At 69.0% G+C, this 17,812-nt stretch carries 9 protein-coding genes; 5 read left to right on the top strand and 4 right to left on the bottom strand.

Going from position 1 to position 17,812, the window contains the following annotated elements; genetic code table 11:
• Nucleotides 1-219: 219 nt before the first annotated feature.
• The 3 genes from QC385_RS12530 to QC385_RS12540 are packed head-to-tail and all read left to right on the top strand — an operon-like array spanning nt 220 to nt 9,672.
• Nucleotides 220-3,852, top strand: a complete 3,633-nt coding sequence (locus QC385_RS12530) for an AAA domain-containing protein (protein ID WP_279541372.1) — start codon at nt 220-222, stop codon at nt 3,850-3,852.
• Nucleotides 3,852-7,214, top strand: a complete 3,363-nt coding sequence (locus QC385_RS12535; RefSeq protein ID WP_279541373.1) for a hypothetical protein — start codon at nt 3,852-3,854, stop codon at nt 7,212-7,214. The genes QC385_RS12530 and QC385_RS12535 overlap by 1 nt, the downstream gene beginning before the upstream one ends.
• Nucleotides 7,192-9,672, top strand: coding sequence for a hypothetical protein (locus QC385_RS12540; protein ID WP_279541374.1), 2,481 nt, complete (start codon nt 7,192-7,194; stop codon nt 9,670-9,672). Before QC385_RS12535 ends, QC385_RS12540 begins: the two co-directional genes overlap by 23 nt.
• Nucleotides 9,673-9,682: 10 nt before the next feature.
• On the opposite strand, the gene QC385_RS12545 is transcribed toward QC385_RS12540, so the two are convergent.
• Nucleotides 9,683-10,447: a hypothetical protein gene (locus QC385_RS12545; RefSeq protein WP_279541375.1), complete on the bottom strand. Its 765-nt coding sequence runs from the start codon at nt 10,445-10,447 to the stop codon at nt 9,683-9,685.
• Nucleotides 10,448-10,822: 375 nt separating this feature from the next.
• Here QC385_RS12545 and QC385_RS12550 point away from each other — a divergent pair, with 375 nt between their 5' ends.
• Nucleotides 10,823-11,050 carry a hypothetical protein gene (locus QC385_RS12550; RefSeq protein ID WP_279541376.1) on the top strand — a complete coding sequence of 76 codons (228 nt, stop codon included), beginning with the start codon at nt 10,823-10,825 and terminating at the stop codon, nt 11,048-11,050.
• Nucleotides 11,051-11,348: 298 nt separating this feature from the next.
• Here QC385_RS12550 and QC385_RS12555 read toward each other — a convergent pair whose 3' ends face one another.
• The gene (locus tag QC385_RS12555) at nt 11,349-12,878 is read right to left on the bottom strand and encodes a helix-turn-helix domain-containing protein (RefSeq protein WP_279541377.1); all 1,530 of its coding nucleotides are present in this window, start codon (nt 12,876-12,878) and stop codon (nt 11,349-11,351) included.
• An 84-nt stretch (nt 12,879-12,962) separates the two neighbouring features.
• Nucleotides 12,963-13,163 (bottom strand): DUF4236 domain-containing protein, encoded by a 201-nt coding sequence (locus QC385_RS12560; RefSeq protein WP_279541378.1) that lies wholly within the window; start codon nt 13,161-13,163, stop codon nt 12,963-12,965.
• 277 nt (nt 13,164-13,440) lie between these two features.
• Between QC385_RS12560 and QC385_RS12565 the strand changes: the two genes are divergently transcribed.
• Nucleotides 13,441-16,239, top strand: coding sequence for an aconitate hydratase (locus QC385_RS12565; protein WP_279541379.1), 2,799 nt, complete (start codon nt 13,441-13,443; stop codon nt 16,237-16,239).
• A 209-nt stretch (nt 16,240-16,448) separates the two neighbouring features.
• On the opposite strand, the gene QC385_RS12570 is transcribed toward QC385_RS12565, so the two are convergent.
• Complete coding sequence (locus QC385_RS12570) at nt 16,449-17,807, bottom strand: ABC transporter substrate-binding protein (RefSeq protein ID WP_279541380.1); 1,359 nt, start codon at nt 17,805-17,807, stop codon at nt 16,449-16,451.
• Nucleotides 17,808-17,812 lie beyond the last annotated feature (5 nt).

The following is a 17,812-nucleotide window of genomic DNA, read 5'->3' on the forward strand; positions in this document are numbered from 1 at the left end:
GGGCTGAGCGAGAACAGCGGTGCGTCGGACGCGCGCGGATGTGGTCCGTCGCGCACGCGTCTCCTTCGTATCGAGACGCGTGCGCAGTCGCCCCGGTTCGGTTCTGGTCCCAGCCGAGAGGAGAGAACGGACTTCGCAGATACGGGCATCTCCCGACGGGCAATCAGATAACGTACCGAGTCCGTCGCGCTACGGGAGGGGCCGATGTCGCTGGGGCAGATGGATGCGCTTGTCACGGCGCTGTTCTGTGGCTCCGACTCCACTGCCTACGGATCCTTTCGCATCCCGGGCGGCGGCACCCAGGCTCACGGAACCGAACTCCTGCCGGGTTCGCTCTACCGCTACGACTTGGCCGACCGGACGACCAGAACCCCCGTCACCGTGCAGTTCTACCTGGGGGTGTCCGGACTCGGTGAAGACCTGTGGAAGCAGGAGCTCACCGTGCTGCGGCGGGTCGCGGCCCTCCAGCATCCGGCGCTGCCCGGACTGGAGAGCGGTGGTTTCATCGAGGAGTCCGCGACCAGGCGTTTCGGCATCCGCGGCTGCGCCTACGTGATCACGCGAGCCGGGCAGCAGTTGTTCGACGACACCGACACCGAGTTCGGTATGCGGCCGGGGCTGGCCGACGAGATCGAGGAGCTGCGCGCCGACCGGCGCGAGGCGGTCGCCCAGTTCCTGTCCCTCGCCGACGCCCTGTCGGTGCTGCACGACATGCGCGTCGTGCACCGCAATATCTGGCCGGGCACCATCAGCCGGGCCAAGGTCGACGGTCAGGACCAGATGGTGCTGAGCCGGTTCGAGATGAGCGGCCTGGTGTCGAACCTGCTCCGGTCGTTCCTGCTGGACGCCCAGGAGCGGGCGGCACATGCACGTCGGCTCATCGTGGCCCAGGGCAGTGACGCCCTGGTCTATTTCTCCCCCGAGCGCATCCGCTTCCTCCTCGAGGAGGGGGCCCGCCTGGAGGACTTCCGCTCCGACATCTACAGCCTGGGCATGGTCGTCGCCGAGTGGATGACCGGTCCCCTCCCCGGTGATCTGCTGGCCGAGGCAGAGGCAGCCATGACGGAGGGGCCCGAGTCGGCTCCCGACCTTGATCGCCTGCTCACCGCCGCACGTCGCGTCAACGAGCACCTCGCCGCCGGCTTACGGGGCCTTCCCGGCCCTCTCGCCACTCTCCTGCGCGACATGATCGACTGGGACAAACCCACCGGACGGCCGACCGCGACGGATGTCGTCGGACGGCTCAGCGACCACTACGAGGTGGTGACGGCCACACGCGAGGAGCGGCCCGACGAGGAGTACCTGCTCGTCTTCATGCCTGACGAATGCCGTAAGACCCTGCTGAAGTGGGAACTGATCGACCTTGACCCGGCGTCCGACGAGGGACGCCTGGAGACCACCGAGTTCATACTGGGCGACCTCAAGGATGCCCGGCTCCTGCACCTCACCGACGGGGCGCTGCCGTTCGTGCCGGGCGCCGACGCGGACAAGCTGCGCGCAGCGGACCGCCTGCTCCTCGGCCGGGACATCGCTTGGTTCTGCCGGCCCTACGAACCCGTACGGGCGGGTCGCCAGTCGGGCGTCCCGGACCCCCGCGGCCTGCTGCTGACCTTCGCGCTGCAACTGGACAGCGCGCGTGGCCGCAACCTGCTGGCCGCGGTGAAGAGGGCGAAGAAGTGGCGCTTCATCCCCGCCCGGATCCGGATCACGGCCTCGGACATTCACGTGAGGGAAATGCAGGCCCAGCTCCGGGACAGCCCTTCGTGGGAGCCGTTGTTGCAGGCGGTCGAACAGTTCGCGCCGAAAACCAAGGCGGAGCGGGAGTACGGCCAGGCTTTCGACTGGCTGCTGCAGTTCCAGCGGAGCGAGCTGGAGTCCCGGCGCTACCCATACGTCCTCGTGGAGCCGTCGGACCAGCGAGGAACGGTCGTGGTGCGCTTCGACGAGGAACGCGACCGCGTCTGGCGGCACGGCTCCGCCATGGCCACCGCCTTCGCCAACACGCCCAGTCTGCGGCCTTCCATGGGTGACTTCTTCGCCGGGGCCAGCAACGAGGACGGCACCGTGTCGGTTTCGGTCCATGCCGACGACAAGGGCCACCCGGCCCGTACTCCCTCGTTCGTGGGCGACTGCGTCGACGCCCACAGCGACACCGTCGCGCTGGCGGCCGGCCGGCGTGCCGAGGGCATCCCGGAGAAGGGATGGCTGGTTCTCGCCGACGATTTCGGCTCGTGGATGGCGCTCGACCGGCAGGAACAAGCTCGCTGGGAGTTGCTGGAGAACAGGGTCCTGGTCCAGCAACTGGCCCGACCCGATGCCGCGGTCTCGGTCTCGTTGGACAAGGGCAGCAACGCCGAGCGAGTCGTCGAGGCGCTCAGTGACGTGGAGCCTCTGTTCGCCCTTCAGGGACCGCCGGGGACAGGCAAGACGGAAGTCACCTCAAGAGCCGTCGTGCGCTACCTGGAGCAGGAGCCCGGTGACCGGGTACTCGTCTCCACCCAGTCCAACTTCGCCCTGGACAACATCGCTGAACGGCTTCTGCGCAAACTGGGACTGCTGTCCGGTGATACCCCGCTCGCCCAGGCCACCTCCGATGTGATCGCCGTACGGGCCAGCAGTATTCGCCGTGAGGACAAGGTGGACGGGCTGGTGAAGCCCTTCCTGATCCATCACCTGGCCGAGCGCACCCAGCAGGAGATCGTCAGCCGTACCTCCGAGAAGTTGAACGAGCCGCACAGCCGCGACGGGGAGAAGAACCTGCTCGCCACCTGGCGTGAGGTCGTGCAGGACAGCCTGCCCGAGCTGATCGACCGCCTGCAACGCGCCGCCAACCTGGTCTTCGCCACCTGCTCGTCGGCCACGCCCGGCGCCTTGGCCCAGGCCGCGGACACGGATCTGTTCAACTGGGTCGTCATCGAGGAAGCCGCCAAGGCGTGGCCCACGGAGCTGGCGATTCCCATGGTCCGGGGCACCCGCTGGTCACTGATCGGCGATCACCGGCAGTTGCCCGCGCACCGTCGCCGCGAGGTGCTCGACTTCCTCGACGTCTGCGCGCGGTCGGAGGACCCGGACCTGAGGCTGCACGGTGAACGGAAAGCCGCGTACCTCAACGTCTTCGGCATGTTCGGTCACCTCTTCACCGACGACCCGGTCCGGCCGGTCAAAAAGCCGCCCCGGCATACGCTTCGCACCCAGTACCGCATGCGTCCGGCCATCAGCGAGATCGTCAGCCGGGCCTTCTACGCCGTCGACGGCACCGGCGAGGACGGACACGTCGATGTCAACGCGGCGGGCTTGCTCGCGACCGGACGGGACGACACCCCCGTCCTGCACCGTCCAGACTCCCAGGCCGTTCTCTGGCTGGACACCGGTAAGGTGCCCGACTGCGCGGACGAACCCGCGTGGAGCAATCCGGGCGAGGTGCAGGTCGTCAGGTCCCTGCTGCGGTCGCTCCGGCCCCGCCCGGTGCCCGGCAGCGACGGCTACGGCGACCACCCGGTGGCCGTCCTGACGCCTTACCGTCGGCAACTCGACCTGTTCAACTCCTGGGGCGACATACGGCCTTACTCGTCCACCATCCACGCCTTCCAGGGGAGGGAAGCCAACGTCGTCATCGTCTCCCTGGTCCGCGACCAGCAACGCGGACCTGCCGAACAGCCCTGGCGCAGCATCGGCCATCTGCATGAACCCGAACTCGTCAACGTCCTGTTCTCCCGGGCCCGCGAGCACTTGATCCTCGTGGGCTCCTTCGAGCACTTCCGCCACAACGGCGGCCCCATGTGGGCCGACGTGTGCACGCTGGTGGAGCGCTACGGCAAGATCGTCCCCGCGTCTCGGCCGGGGGTGCTCTGATGCCGGCCCTGCGGATCTTCCTGCCGTACGAGGCGGTCCCGGCACGCGTCCAGCTGGGTTACGGCGAGACGCTGTCCAGGATCGAGTCCACCGTGCTGCGCGGCATCGTCGAGCTGTGGACCGAGCAGCAGCGCACTGATCGTGGACGTCCCGGCGTGAGCCTGAGCAGGCTCTCGGGGCTGTTCGAGCTCGGCAACCGCATGACCTTGCAACTCGTGTTCGACCTCTGGCGGCGCGACTACGTCACGCTCGACATGTACGGCGCGGAAGTGGCCCCGACACCGCTCGTGCTCGACGCCTACGCCGAGGGCAGGCAGGACGAGCTGGTGGGTGCCGAGTTCACGCTGGAGACCGTGGACGTGTGGCTGGACCGCGTCAGCGGTCACCTGACCGGCCGTTCCGGTTACAGCCACCCGCCCGACCGTGACCTGACGGTTCCCGCGCACCCCATGTTCGCGGCCACGGCCGACGACATCACCGGAAGCGACCTGGTCCGCGCCGTGCGGGAGCAGCTCGCCGAACGCGTCCGGGAGCGGGAGGTGTCCGACCCCTCCGACCGGCCGAGGGGAAGGAATCTGCGTGTGCTGGAGGCGCGGCTGCTGCCCGCCGGCAAGCTCGCCGGATCCAAGCGCACCATGTGGTTCCCCGTGGATATCACGGTGCGACAGGACCCGGAGAGCGAGGTCCTCCGGGTGAGCGTGGCACAGGACTCACGCCGCAGCCTCGCCCACTGTGAGCGGATCGGCAGATTGCTGACCGAGTTCCTGGAGCGGCGTCCCGATCACCGCTTCTCCAAGAAGCTGAAAGCCAGTCTGGAGACCCGGCTGGCCGATCCGCCGTCCCTGGAGCGCACCCTCACCCGACTGGAGACCCTCGCGAGCCAGGCTCTCACTGCGCCGGCGGGCACCCGGGGCACCCTTCACGAAAGCCTCGTCGAGGCGCTGCGCACCGCCCGCTCACAGGTCGGTGCGCGCCAGGACGGCGAGGCGGAGGTCCAATTGGTGCGGACGCACACGGACTACCGGGCGGCCGTCCTGCAAGTGATCGCGGCCGCCGAGCGGCAGGTGGTCCTCGTCGCGTCTGCGGTGCGCTCCGAAGGGCTGGCCGATCTGCTGCCCGCGCTACGGGCAGCCGTGGAGCAGGGCGTGCAGTTGGTGCTGCTTTGGGGTCGAGGACATACCGAACAGATCGATCCCCGCGCGATGAACGCCCTGGAGGAGTTGCGATACGCGGCCGACGCCAGTGAACACGACGGGTCGGCCGTGCTCGTGGCACGCCGCCCCGCGAACGTCAACGCCAACATGGCGGTGGCGGACAACCACACGGCACTCGTCGGCAGTTACGCGTTCCTGAACCGTATGGAACGCAACACCGGTCAACTCGGGGCTCTGATCCGTGCCGCCGAGCCGGGTGGCTGCCAGCCGGCCGAGGCCATCCTTCGCTGGGTGCGCCGGGCCATGCCGGACGGCGCGACCGCTTCCTCGGTGCTGTTCCGGGAACGCGACTTCACGCGCCCCGCGGACGACTGGGTCCCGCCGTCCCAGCGGCTGACGTGGTCGGAGGTGCCGTCACCCCTGGAACAGGACACGGCGGCGTCCGACGCCGCCGTGCGGGCCTGGGCGCTCGCCTGGCGCTCCTGCGCGCAGGAGACGCGCCGGCACCTGGCCGCACGCGCACTGCCGTCCGTCACCTTGGTCGAGGACTCCGCCCATCGCGACGCCCTGTGGGAGGCCGTGCGTTCCACGTCGAGGCAGGTGGTCGTTGCCAGCGACATCATCGCCCCGACCGTCGTCAGACAGCCCCTCGTGGCTGCTCTGGCGGATCGGGCCCAGAGCGGTGTCCGGGTCGACGTGCTGTACCGCTACGTGCGTTCCCAGGGCGCGGACCCGCGGGAACTGCTGGAGAAGACGAGCGCCTCCGCCCCTCGGTTCAAGGTGCACCAGACACAGTCGGCGGCCCATGCCCTTGTCTGGGACGACGAACTCATCGTGGGCAGTTTCGACTTCCTCTCCCATGACGGTTCGTACCGGGGGCAGCCGGGCCGCAGACCGCCGGCCGAACTGAGCCTGCGGATCAGCGGCGGGGAGTGTGCCCAGCAGGCAGCCGCGCTGCTCGATGTCCCGGCTGTTCACCGCCCCGCCGTGCGACCGGCGCCCTTCAGCCGCCTGGGCCAGCGCTCGCACCGTCTGATGGGCGAGCTGGATCGGTGTCCGGATGCCGGAGGCCGGGCGCGATTGGTCATGACCGCAGTCGGTGAAGGCGACCCCGCAGTGCTCCTGGCCGACCTGCGGGAGGCCCTGGCGCCGGACGAACTCCTCCGCGTGACGGTGGCCGCCGCGCTGCGCGGGCGGCTCGATGCCGTCGACCGTGATCTGCTGCCCTGGGCCGACTGGCTGGTGGAAGACCTCTGGGCGCGAGGGCACTTCTTCGAAGCGTGGGTCCTGCGCCGGGCCCTGCCACAGGGCACGCTGCCTCTTCCCCTCGCGGCTGCCGCCGCGGCGGCGCATACGGTTCACATCGGTGACGCCCTGGAAAGCGCTGCCTTGCAGGAGACACCCCCACCGGGCCAGGCGGCCGCGCTCATCGCCTTGGGCGCGGCGACACTGCTCGCCTGGGCAGGCGCCTCCGGTCAACCCGCGGTACCGCCACACCTGGCGGCCCGGGTCCGTGAGACCCTCGAGTTCCTCGCGACCGTGTCGGACCCGGGGCCGTGCTGGGTGGAACTGGCCGAACTCGCCGGGCACTGCCCGCCGGGCATCGTCGAGCACCCCGGCCCGACCGTCATCGCACGCCGGCAACTGCTGCGCCGCCACCGGGACAGCAAGGTCGTCGAGGCCTGGGACGTGCTGGACGAGACGCTGGTGACGGCCGCGGCGACGCACTTCCGCTTCGAGGCGGGCCTGAAGACCAACGAGCATCTCTTCCACGCCCACGGACTCTTCGGCGAACTGCGTACTGCCGTCGAGGCGCGGGACCTGCCCGGAGTCGTCCGCTGGGCCGCGCGAAGCGAAGTGGCGGAGCTGCCCGATCACGTCGACCGCACGACTGCGGAGGTGATGGCCGGGCACAAGAACAACATCCTCCACAGCGGCATACGACGGGGCTACCTCGAGCGGCTGCGCCAGGTGAAGCATGCCGCCGAGGCCGTCGCGGCGTTCCATCACCCGAACAGCCACGGAGCCGCCGGCTATCTGGTGTCCGAGGCCCGCCCGACCGCGATCCGGCTGGCCGAGGTCTGGCCTGCGCTGTACACCGACGTGGGTGGCCACCCGGCGCCCCAGCGTCACCTCACGGAGCATGCGCTGACCGCGATGCAGGACATCAGGGAATGGGGGAGCGGTGAGCGACGAACGGACGGATGAGCTGACCGCGATGATCATGGACTGGCCGGCGGCCTGGCGACAGCCGGACCTGTTCGCGCTGAGCCTGACCGCCACCGGCTTGACCGCGTCCGGTGCCGCGGACGCAGTCCTCGGGGGACTGCTGGCACCCGTCACGGACCCGGCCGGGGGCGTGCAGCGACTGATCGACTCCGAGGACTTCCGCACGGCTCGGGCACTGCTGGAGCGAGCCTGCACCGAACTGCCGGAAGAGCAACGCGCGGAGCTGGCCGACCGCATCGACCGGGCGGCCGCCGCGACCCGGAGCCAACTGCAGCCACGCGTCCACCGACTGGCCACCCGGGCCAGAGCACTCGGCCTCTCCGTCGACGAGGACTACTGGAACCTGCTCGCGCTCGACAGCGGTAAAGAGGCCAGCAGCGCACTCGACGAGTGGGAGACCGAACTCGACGGCGCGGTCGCGGCGCGCCGACGGCACATCGAGAAGCGGTCGGGAGAACTGCATCCCGAACAACTCGTCGTCGCGCTCGCCTGCCTGGACAGCGGTGAATACGATCTTGCCGAGCGCGTCGCCGCACAGTCGGCATACGAACCGGGCCTGGCGGGGCCGGCCAGTGTGTCCCGGCCGTCCCGATGGCCGTACGGGCGGCATTCCAGTGCCCACGTCGTGAAGTGGCTCCTGGGGGCCGCCGCCGCGCCCGCTGACTTCAGCGAGTACCGGCCGGCACCCTCGGACGAGCACGCCTGGGTGTTGCTCAACGCTGTGCACGAAGCCCATGATGCGCTGGACGAGGCAAGCGCCCGCCGGCTCGCCGACGCCTTCGGCCATCTCGTCCAGGACGCGCCGACCGTCCACCGGGTGCAGTCCACGGGCGACGGTGGTTTCACCGTCGAGCTGTCCTGTCTCGTCGACTCCCGGCTTCCCTGGCTGACCCTGTCCTGGCGTACCACACTGCACATCGGCCCTGAGCCGCCTCGCCCCCGACCGGGACCGTGCCTGTGGCTGCCCACCTCGGACGACCGGGGTGAGCTGCCACAAGGTGTCGCGGTGGTCGAACCCCACTTCCTGTTCAGTCTGCTGCAGCCGGGCGACGAGGGCCGCGTGCACTCCACCCAGTGGCGCCGGATGAACGTGCTGCGGCATGTGTGCGCGCAACTGCCCTTCGACCGGGTGGCCTCCCTGGCGGACCAGGACCTCGGCGACGGGACGGGGACGAAGGCGGAGCTGCTCTGGCTGATGGACCTGCTGGGGCTGCGCGCCGCTCCAGAGGTCGCGGACATGGTCCTCTACTACACCGCCGCGGTGCCGGCTGCCCTGGAGGCGCTGCTCGGTGAGCTGAGCAGCGCCCGACGCCCGCGCGACCTCGGCCATGAGGATCTGTCCGCACTCAGGAACTCACCCGAGGTGGCCCGAGTCCTGCGTCGGGCGGTGTTCGCCCCGCTCCGGGACGACGTTCCCGCTCAGGTCGTCTGCGGCGCGCTGTTCGGCAGAGCGGCGCGTCACGGCACCGACCGGGTGAGTGCCGAGCAGCTCGAAGCGGAGCTGGAGGACCTCACGATGCTCTTGATGGAGGAATACGAAGCAGAGCGGTTACGACCGCGCAATCTGCCGCTGGAGCGTATCGATGCCGACGGCGCTCTGACCCGCATCGAGAACGAGGGGCTCGTCGAGCGCAGCGGCGGGGACGTGGTGCTGCCCGGTACGGGGCTGGTCTCCCTGATCGCTGGCGAGGAGACGGCCGCGGACACGGTGAAGGCGCTGCGCCGGCTGCACGAGAATCTCGACCAGGCCGAGGAACTGGCCCGTCTGCTCCTCGTCAGCCGCACCGAACGATCCCACCAGCACGTCAAGAAGGGGCATCTCTACGCACTCGATCAACTGCGGAGCCGACTCGCCAAGGCCTCCGACCCCGCCGAGCGCGGGGCTTTGCAGGCTCAGATCTCGGCTCAGGAAGAACTGATCGAGGACTTGAACGCGATGGAGAAGGGTGACGTGGAGCACGCGGTACGCACCACGACATTCGACATGCTCGCCTTGGCCGAGTCGCTGGCCGACGCTCAGCGCGCCGTCGGCCAGGTCCAGACCGAGGTGGTGGATCGCACGGGCGGCGAGAGCGGGGTGACAGCCCGGCGCCTGCTGGTCCAGCTCACCTTGAACGACCTCGTGCTCAACGCGGCTCAGGCGATGGACGCCGCCCAGTCGTCCCGGCGGTTGGTACGGATCACCGTCGGACGCAGGGACACGGCGACCGAGCGTTTCCTGGTGGTGGACGTCGAGGACAGTGGCCCGGGGTTCGGCAACGCCGACCGCACCGCTCTCGACCGGATCCGGAGAGCCAACCGGATGCCCGGCGGTGAGGGGCTGGTGCACGCCGAGCGGAACATGGAGGCATGCCGGGGCAGGCTGGAGCGGCTCAGGGAGCCGTCTGCCGACCTGGGCGGCGCCCATCTGCGTCTCTTGCTTCCACTGGCCGCCTGATCTGCTGGGCTCAGGACGGTCCGATGAGCCTCTCGACCAGGACGGTGAGCGGGACCATCGCACCGTCCTTGTCGTTGTGCTTGGCGATGACGGTGCGGACTCCCAGTCTGTTCTGCACGCTCTCGGCGTCCTCGTAGGGCAGTTCCGCGGACATCAGCGCGGTCGGCAGCCCGGGACACAGCCGGCGCAGGTCGTTCAGGACGATCTCACCGCTCTGGTCGTCCATGCTCTCGCGCAGGTGGCGGTCGACCAGGGCGCAGTCGAAGTCCAGAGCGTGACTTCGCTCCAGCATCACCTTCCAGTCGCTCAGCGAGGACACGACCGTGCAGTCGTAGACACCGCCAAGTGCTCCTTTCAGCGCGTCACCGATCATGTCGTCGACGATGAGCACGTGCTTCCGGCGGGGCCGTTCACGGACCGGATGCTCTTCACGCCAGGCGCCGGCTTCCGAGGCGAAGAACTCACAGAACCGATTCCACCGCGTCAACTCGGCCCGCTGCCCGGCCGGCAGCGCACGTACGTGTGCGACAAGCCGATCGCGGGCGTTACGGATGTCGCTCCACGCACTCGGACGTAATCCCGCGCCGCGTTCCCATGGGTTGCCCCGCCACAGACCCAGCAGGGCGTCCACCCGCGCAGTCGAGGTGTCGGCTCCGAGAGCCGCCACACCATCGCGGAAGACCAGCGCGTCGATCCGGGACGCCGGGAGTTCGAGACGGTAGTTGCCTCCGGCGCGCGGTCTGGGGATCAGGACTGGCCCCCGTCTCAGCTTCATGACGGCTTGCGCGACGGGGTTTTTGTCGGCAGTCGGGAGATGAGACCACAGTTCCCTGCGCAACCACTCCGCCGACCGGCCCTCGGGCCCGGCGAGCACCAGGGCTACCAGTAGGTCTCCGAGCTGCGGAGACAGATCCAACCACGTTCCATCGGCCCGACGAACCCTCGGAGAGCCGAGAATCTCGACCTCGATGCCATCAGGTTCGTCCGACACCCCGTGCGTCATTTGCTCACCATACCGGCCTGCGGCCTGCGACGGTGTCCTCTCGGTGAGCGTTCAAATGCTCTCCCGGTGACCAACGGCCGCGTGCACATCAGGAGTTCATCACAGCAGGCCTTAGACCGGTCATCGGCCCGATCCGAGACTCGAAGCATGACAAAGACACGCAGACTTCAAGCCACGGCCGCCGCAGGTGGAACCTCGGCCGCCCTCGTCACCGCGGCCGCGACCACCGGCACCCCCTGGCTGTACGGGCTGGCGGTCGCCAGCGCTTCTCTGCCCTGGCTGGCCTCGCTGGCCTGGCGCTGCTTCTTCGCCGCGAAGCCGCCGGCCGTACGCCGGGACCTCCTGGAACTTGCCCGTATCGAGGAGGAGAAGTGAGTGCTCCCCGACGGCATTTTCGGCTCATGCACCACCGCCGCCTGGCCCGCGACTACGAAACCACCCCCACCGCTCAGCCGCCATGACCCAACTCGCCGCCATCAACCTCATGACCCGCCGCCTCACGCACGAAGCCCCCCAGCGCTGCGAGCAGCAAGCCGCATCCGAGAACGACACGGTCTCCAACTGGCGAACCCCCACCAGACCCGGGCAGCCGCAACGGCGGAACCGAAAGGGAGCTGACCTGGAGGCCGGCGAGTCGGTCGTCCCCCGTGCGGGTGCGCGCGGCACCCGCAGCTCAGATGTCCCTGAAGATCTCGATCTGCGCCCCGATCGAGTTCAGCCGCTCCGCCAGGTCCTCGTAACCCCGGTTGATGACATACACGTTGCGCAGCACCGACGTGCCCTCGGCCGCCATCATCGCCAGGAGGACGACCACGGCGGGGCGCAGGGCGGGCGGGCACATCATCTCGGCGGCGCGCCAGCGGGTCGGGCCCTCGACCAGGACGCGGTGCGGATCGAGCAGCTGGAGGCGGCCGCCGAGGCGGTTGAGGTCGGTCAGGTAGATCGCGCGGTTGTCGTAGACCCAGTCGTGGATGAGGGTCTTGCCCTGGGCGACCGCCGCGATGGCCGCGAAGAACGGGACGTTGTCGATGTTCAGGCCGGGGAACGGCATGGGGTGGATCTTGTCGATCGGCGCCTCCAGCTTGGAGGGCCGGACGGTGAGGTCCACCAGCCGGGTGCGGCCGTTGTCGGCGAAGTACTCGGGCGTGCGGTCGTGGTCGAGGCCCATCTCCTCCAGTACCGCCAGCTCGATCTCCAGGAACTCGATCGGCACGCGGCGCACCGTCAGTTCCGACTCGGTGACCACGGCCGCCGCGACCAGGCTCATCGCCTCGACCGGGTCCTCGGAGGGGGAGTAGTCCACGTCGACGTCGATGGTCGGCACGCCGTGCACGATGAGCGTGGTGGTGCCGATGCCGTCGACCTTGACGCCGAGGGCCTCCAGGAAGAAGCAGAGGTCCTGGACCATGTAGTTGGAGGAGGCGTTGCGGATGACGGTGATGCCGTCGTGCCGGGCGGCGGCGAGCAGCGCGTTCTCGGTCACCGTGTCGCCGCGCTCGGTCAGCACGATGGGGCGGTCGGGGCGGACCGAGCGGTCGACCACCGCGTGGTACTGGCCCTCGGTGGCGGCGATGTCGAGACCGAACCGGCGCAGCGCGATCATGTGCGGCTCGACGGTGCGCGTACCGAGGTCGCAGCCGCCGGCGTAGGGCAGCTTGAAGTGGTCCATGCGGTGCAGCAGCGGACCGAGGAACATGATGATGGAGCGGGTGCGGCGGGCCGCGTCCGCGTCGATCGACGCCAGGTCCAGTTCGGCCGACGGCACGATCTCCAGGTCGACACCGTCGTTGATCCACCGGGTGCGCACGCCGATCGAGCCCAGCACCTCCAGGAGGCGGTACACCTCCTCGATGCGGGCGACGCGGCGCAGCACTGTGCGCCCCTGGTTGAGCAGTGAGGCGCACAGCAGCGCGACACACGCGTTCTTGCTCGTCTTGACGTCGATGGCGCCGGAGAGACGGCGCCCGCCGACGACCCGCAGGTGCATCGGACCGGCGTAGCCGAGGGACACGATCTCGCTGTCGAGGGCCTCCCCGATGCGCGCGATCATCTCAAGGCTGATGTTCTGGTTGCCGCGCTCGATCCGGTTCACGGCACTCTGGCTGGTTCCGAGCGCCTCGGCCAGCTGCGACTGAGTCCAGCCCCGGTGCTGCCGGGCGTCACGGATGAGCTTGCCGATGCGTACGAGGTAGTCGTCTGCCATGCGGTTGAGGTTATCTCAGATATGAGATGGCTCCCCGCCAGGGGGGCCATTCGGGTGACGGGAAGTCAATCCTCCCTGGTGGCTTCAGGGTCGGCGACTCGTGCGCGTGCGCCGCCATCCGAAAGGTCCGGGCAAATCCATCGATGTCGTATGACGTCCCGTACTGCTGCGCGTGTGGCGCGGGCCGTTCTTGCCGCCGCCGGTCGTGATGGACCAGGAGCGCTTGTTGATGTTCAGACGCACCCCCGGAAGGATCCGGAAACTCTTGCGGAACGTGAGCGGCATGCCTGTCTCCTCTCCGTTCGTGGCGTGGATACCTGGTTCGGATACCCCGGAGAAGGGCGTGCATGACCGCATGGCGGACGCCGGGGCATGACCAACCGCGACCGGTGTACTAGAGTTATCTCGACATCGAGATATCTGCCGAGGAGCACCGCAGACGCAAGCCGTCAACGAGTCCAACGGTAAGGGTTACCTAACTTAGCCTTACCTTAGCGGATCGGTCGAGAGGCCGTGGCGGCAGGATCGTGGTGGTACGCGCACATCAATGAAGGAGACTGTCGTGTCGGCGAACAGCTTCGACGCCCGCAGCACGCTGCAGGTGGGCGACGAGTCGTACGAGATCTTCCGGCTGGACAAGGTCGAGGGCGCCGCGCGCCTCCCCTACAGCCTGAAGGTGCTGCTGGAGAACCTCCTCCGCACCGAGGACGGCGCGAACATCACCGCCGACCACATCCGCGCCCTCGGCGGCTGGGACTCACAGGCCCAGCCGTCGCAGGAGATCCAGTTCACGCCGGCCCGCGTGATCATGCAGGACTTCACGGGCGTTCCCTGTGTCGTGGACCTCGCGACCATGCGTGAGGCCGTGAAGGAGCTGGGCGGCGACCCGGCGAAGGTCAACCCCCTCTCCCCGGCCGAGCTGGTCATCGACCACTCCGTCATCGCCGACAAGTTCGGCACCAACGAGGCCTTCGCGCAGAACGTCGAGCTGGAGTACGGCCGCAACAAGGAGCGCTACCAGTTCCTGCGCTGGGGCCAGACCGCCTTCGACGACTTCAAGGTCGTCCCGCCCGGCACCGGCATCGTCCACCAGGTGAACATCGAGCACCTGGCCCGTACGGTCATGGTCCGAGGTGGCCAGGCGTACCCCGACACGCTCGTCGGCACCGACTCGCACACCACCATGGTCAACGGCCTCGGTGTGCTGGGCTGGGGCGTCGGCGGCATCGAGGCCGAGGCCGCCATGCTCGGCCAGCCGGTCTCCATGCTCATCCCGCGCGTCGTCGGCTTCAAGCTCACCGGTGAGCTCACGCCCGGCACCACCGCCACCGACCTGGTGCTGACGATCACCGAGATGCTGCGCAAGCACGGCGTCGTCGGCAAGTTCGTCGAGTTCTACGGCGAGGGCGTCGCCGCCACCTCGCTCGCCAACCGCGCGACCATCGGCAACATGTCGCCGGAGTTCGGCTCCACCGCCGCGATCTTCCCGATCGACGACGAGACCATCAAGTACCTGAAGCTCACCGGCCGCTCCGAGCAGCAGCTCGCGCTCGTCGAGGCGTACGCCAAGGAGCAGGGCCTCTGGCTGGACCCGAAGGCCGAGCCGGACTTCTCCGAGAAGCTGGAGCTCGACCTGTCGACGGTCGTCCCCTCCATCGCCGGTCCGAAGCGCCCGCAGGACCGCATCGTCCTGGCCGAGGCCGCCCAGCAGTTCGCGAAGGACGTCCTCAACTACGTCGACGCCCCCGTCGCCCAGCAGGCCGCCGCCTCGGCCTCCCCGGTCGACGAGGCGAGCGACGAGTCCTTCCCGGCCTCCGACGCCCCGGCCTACGGCAACCAGGAGAACGGCGCCGGCGCCCCGCAGCACGCCGACGGCACCGGTGCCGCCGTCCCGTCGAACCCCGTCACCGTCACCGCCCCCGACGGATCGACCTACGAGATCGACCACGGTGCCGTGACGGTCGCGGCCATCACCTCCTGCACCAACACCTCCAACCCGTACGTCATGGTCGCCGCCGCGCTGGTGGCCAAGAAGGCGGTGGAGAAGGGCCTGACCCGCAAGCCGTGGGTCAAGACCACCCTCGCCCCGGGCTCCAAGGTCGTCACCGACTACTTCGAGAAGGCGGGCCTGACCCCGTATCTCGACAAGGTCGGCTTCAACCTCGTCGGCTACGGCTGCACCACCTGCATCGGCAACTCCGGCCCGCTGCCGGAGGAGGTCTCCAAGGCCGTCAACGACCACGACCTCGCGGTCACCTCGGTCCTCTCCGGAAACCGGAACTTCGAGGGCCGTATCAACCCCGACGTCAAGATGAACTACCTGGCGTCCCCGCCGCTGGTCGTGGCCTACGCGCTCGCCGGCTCCATGAAGGTGGACATCACCCGTGACGCCCTGGGCACCGACCAGGACGGCAACCCGGTCTTCCTGAAGGACATCTGGCCCTCCGAGGCCGAGGTGAACGAGGTCGTCGCCAACGCCATCGGCGAGGACATGTTCTCCAAGTCCTACTCGGACGTCTTCGCGGGCGACGCCCAGTGGCAGGCGCTGCCGATCCCGACCGGCAACACCTTCGAGTGGGACCCGCAGTCCACCTACGTGCGCAAGCCCCCGTACTTCGAGGGCATGACGATGGAGACCACCCCGGTCTCCGACATCTCCGGCGCCCGCGTGCTGGCCAAGCTGGGCGACTCGGTCACCACCGACCACATCTCCCCGGCCGGTGCGATCAAGGCCGACACCCCGGCCGGCAAGTACCTCACCGAGCACGGCGTCGAGCGTCGCGACTTCAACTCCTACGGCTCCCGCCGAGGCAACCACGAGGTCATGATCCGCGGCACGTTCGCCAACATCCGCCTGCGCAACCAGATCGCGCCGGGCACCGAGGGCGGCTACACGCGTGACTTCACGCAGGACGGCGGCCCGGTCTCCTTCATCTACGACGCCTCGCAGAACTACCAGGCCGCCGGCATCCCGCTGGTCGTCCTGGCCGGCAAGGAGTACGGCTCCGGCTCGTCCCGCGACTGGGCCGCCAAGGGCACCGCGCTCCTCGGCGTCAAGGCCGTCATCGCCGAGTCGTACGAGCGCATCCACCGCTCGAACCTCATCGGCATGGGCGTCCTTCCGCTCCAGTTCCCGGAGGGTCAGTCCGCCGAGTCCCTCGGCCTGACGGGTGAGGAGGCCTTCTCCTTCTCCGGCGTCACCGAGCTCAACGAGGGCACCACCCCGCGCACGGTGAAGGTCACCACCGACACCGGCGTCGAGTTCGACGCGGTCGTCCGCATCGACACCCCCGGTGAGGCGGACTACTACCGCAACGGCGGCATCATGCAGTACGTGCTGCGCAGCCTGATCCGCAACTAAGCGGACCGGCGAGGCGCTTCACGGCAGTTCGAGGGCCGCGTTCCCGGGTGACCGGGGGCGCGGCCCGCTGCCATTGGCGCCAGCCGGGGCCGGGAGGCCGACGGCACGGGGGCATCGCCCACGCTCAGGCTGAACACGGGGTTCCCTCAGCGGGCCCGGAAGCCGCACGCCGGGGTGCCGGCACTCTCCGAACGACGGTGACCGCCGGGTCACTCGCCCCGGTACTTCGCCGCCGCGGCCTGGGCGAGGTCCTGCGACTTGGCCAGGGCCATGTCCACCGACTGCTTCCCGGCGATGGCCGCGGCGATCTGCTCGGAGACCGCGGTACCCAGCACGGCGAACTCGGGAATGCCCACGAAGCCGATTCCGGGGTAGGGACGGGGGCCGACGCCGGGGTTCTTCGGGTCGGCGGAGTCGGTCGCCGCCGTGTACTCCTGCCGGTACCAGGCGCCGGCCGCCTGCTGGTACTCGGGATTGGCGTAGAGCGATTTGCGGTTCCCGGCGGGTGCCGCGGTCCAGCCCACCTCCTGCCCGACCAGCTCCTGGTACTCCTTGGAGGAGGCCCAGGAGATGAACTCCCACGCGGCGTCCCTGTTCTTGCTGGCCTTCTGGATGCCCCACGCCCAGGTCCACAGCCAGCCGGCCTTCTCCGTCCTGTCGTGCGGCGCCGGGACATAGCCGACCTTGCCCTTGACCGCCGAGCCGTCGGCCTCGACCGACGAGGCCAGGACGGTGGCGTCGTACCACATGGCGCACTTGCCCGCCACGAAGGCGTCGAGGACCTCCAGGAAGCCCATGCGGTGGGCGTTGGGCTGACCGTGCTCGCGGACCAGATCGACGTAGAACCGCACCGCATTGCGGAACTCCGGTGAGGTGAGCCGGGCGTTCCACTCCATGTCGTACCAGGCGCCGCCGAAGGTGTTCACGACGGTGTTGATCGGCGTCAGGTTCTGCCCCCATCCGGGCAGACCGCGCAAGCAGATGCCGCTCGTGCCGTGCGTGCCGTCGATCCTGGCCGCGAGCGAGGCGACCTGCTCCCAGGTCGGGTTCGCGGGCATGGACAGGCCGGCCTGGCGGAAGAGGTCCTTGCGAAACGCCAGGAAGGAACCCTCCCCGTAAAACGGCTGGGCGTAGAGCCTGCCGTCGGCCCCGGTCAGCGATGCGACGAGGTTGGGGAATATGTCGGCCTGGTCGAAGTCCTTGTCCGCCCTCACGTAGGAGTCCAGCGGGGCGAGCCAGCCGCGCTCCGAGTAGATCGGCACTTCGTACGCGCTCACGCTCGCCACGTCATAGTGCCCGCCCTGGCGTGCGAACTCGCGGTCCATCGTCCTGCGGACGTCGTTCTCCGGCAGCAGCGTGTAATTGACCTCTATGCCGGTCTCAGCGGTGAAGTACTTCTTGGTGAGCTTCTTGAGGTCCTGCATCGGCGGATTGCCCACGCTGAGCACGTTGATGCTGCCGTTCGATCCGCCGGGCGGCTGCGGGTCCGTGTCCCCGCAGCCCGACAGGACCAGGCCGGTGACGGCTGCGGCGGCCACGGCCAACCGGACGAGGCGGCTGCGTTTCATGGCAC

This window comes from Streptomyces sp. DH10 (assembly GCF_029813805.1).
Classification (GTDB): domain Bacteria; phylum Actinomycetota; class Actinomycetes; order Streptomycetales; family Streptomycetaceae; genus Streptomyces; species Streptomyces coeruleofuscus.

Bases quoted from the DNA above. Each gene is read 5' to 3' on its own strand.
- QC385_RS12530 (WP_279541372.1), top strand. From the start codon at position 220: ATGGATGCGCTTGTCACGGCGCTGTTCTGTGGCTCCGACTCCACTGCC.
- QC385_RS12535 (WP_279541373.1), top strand. From the start codon at position 3,852: ATGCCGGCCCTGCGGATCTTCCTGCCGTACGAGGCGGTCCCGGCACGC.
- QC385_RS12545 (WP_279541375.1), bottom strand. From the start codon at position 10,447: ATGAAGCTGAGACGGGGGCCAGTCCTGATCCCCAGACCGCGCGCCGGA.
- QC385_RS12550 (WP_279541376.1), top strand. From the start codon at position 10,823: ATGACAAAGACACGCAGACTTCAAGCCACGGCCGCCGCAGGTGGAACC.
- QC385_RS12555 (WP_279541377.1), bottom strand. From the start codon at position 12,878: ATGGCAGACGACTACCTCGTACGCATCGGCAAGCTCATCCGTGACGCC.
- QC385_RS12560 (WP_279541378.1), bottom strand. From the start codon at position 13,163: ATGCCGCTCACGTTCCGCAAGAGTTTCCGGATCCTTCCGGGGGTGCGT.
- QC385_RS12570 (WP_279541380.1), bottom strand. From the start codon at position 17,807: ATGAAACGCAGCCGCCTCGTCCGGTTGGCCGTGGCCGCCGCAGCCGTC.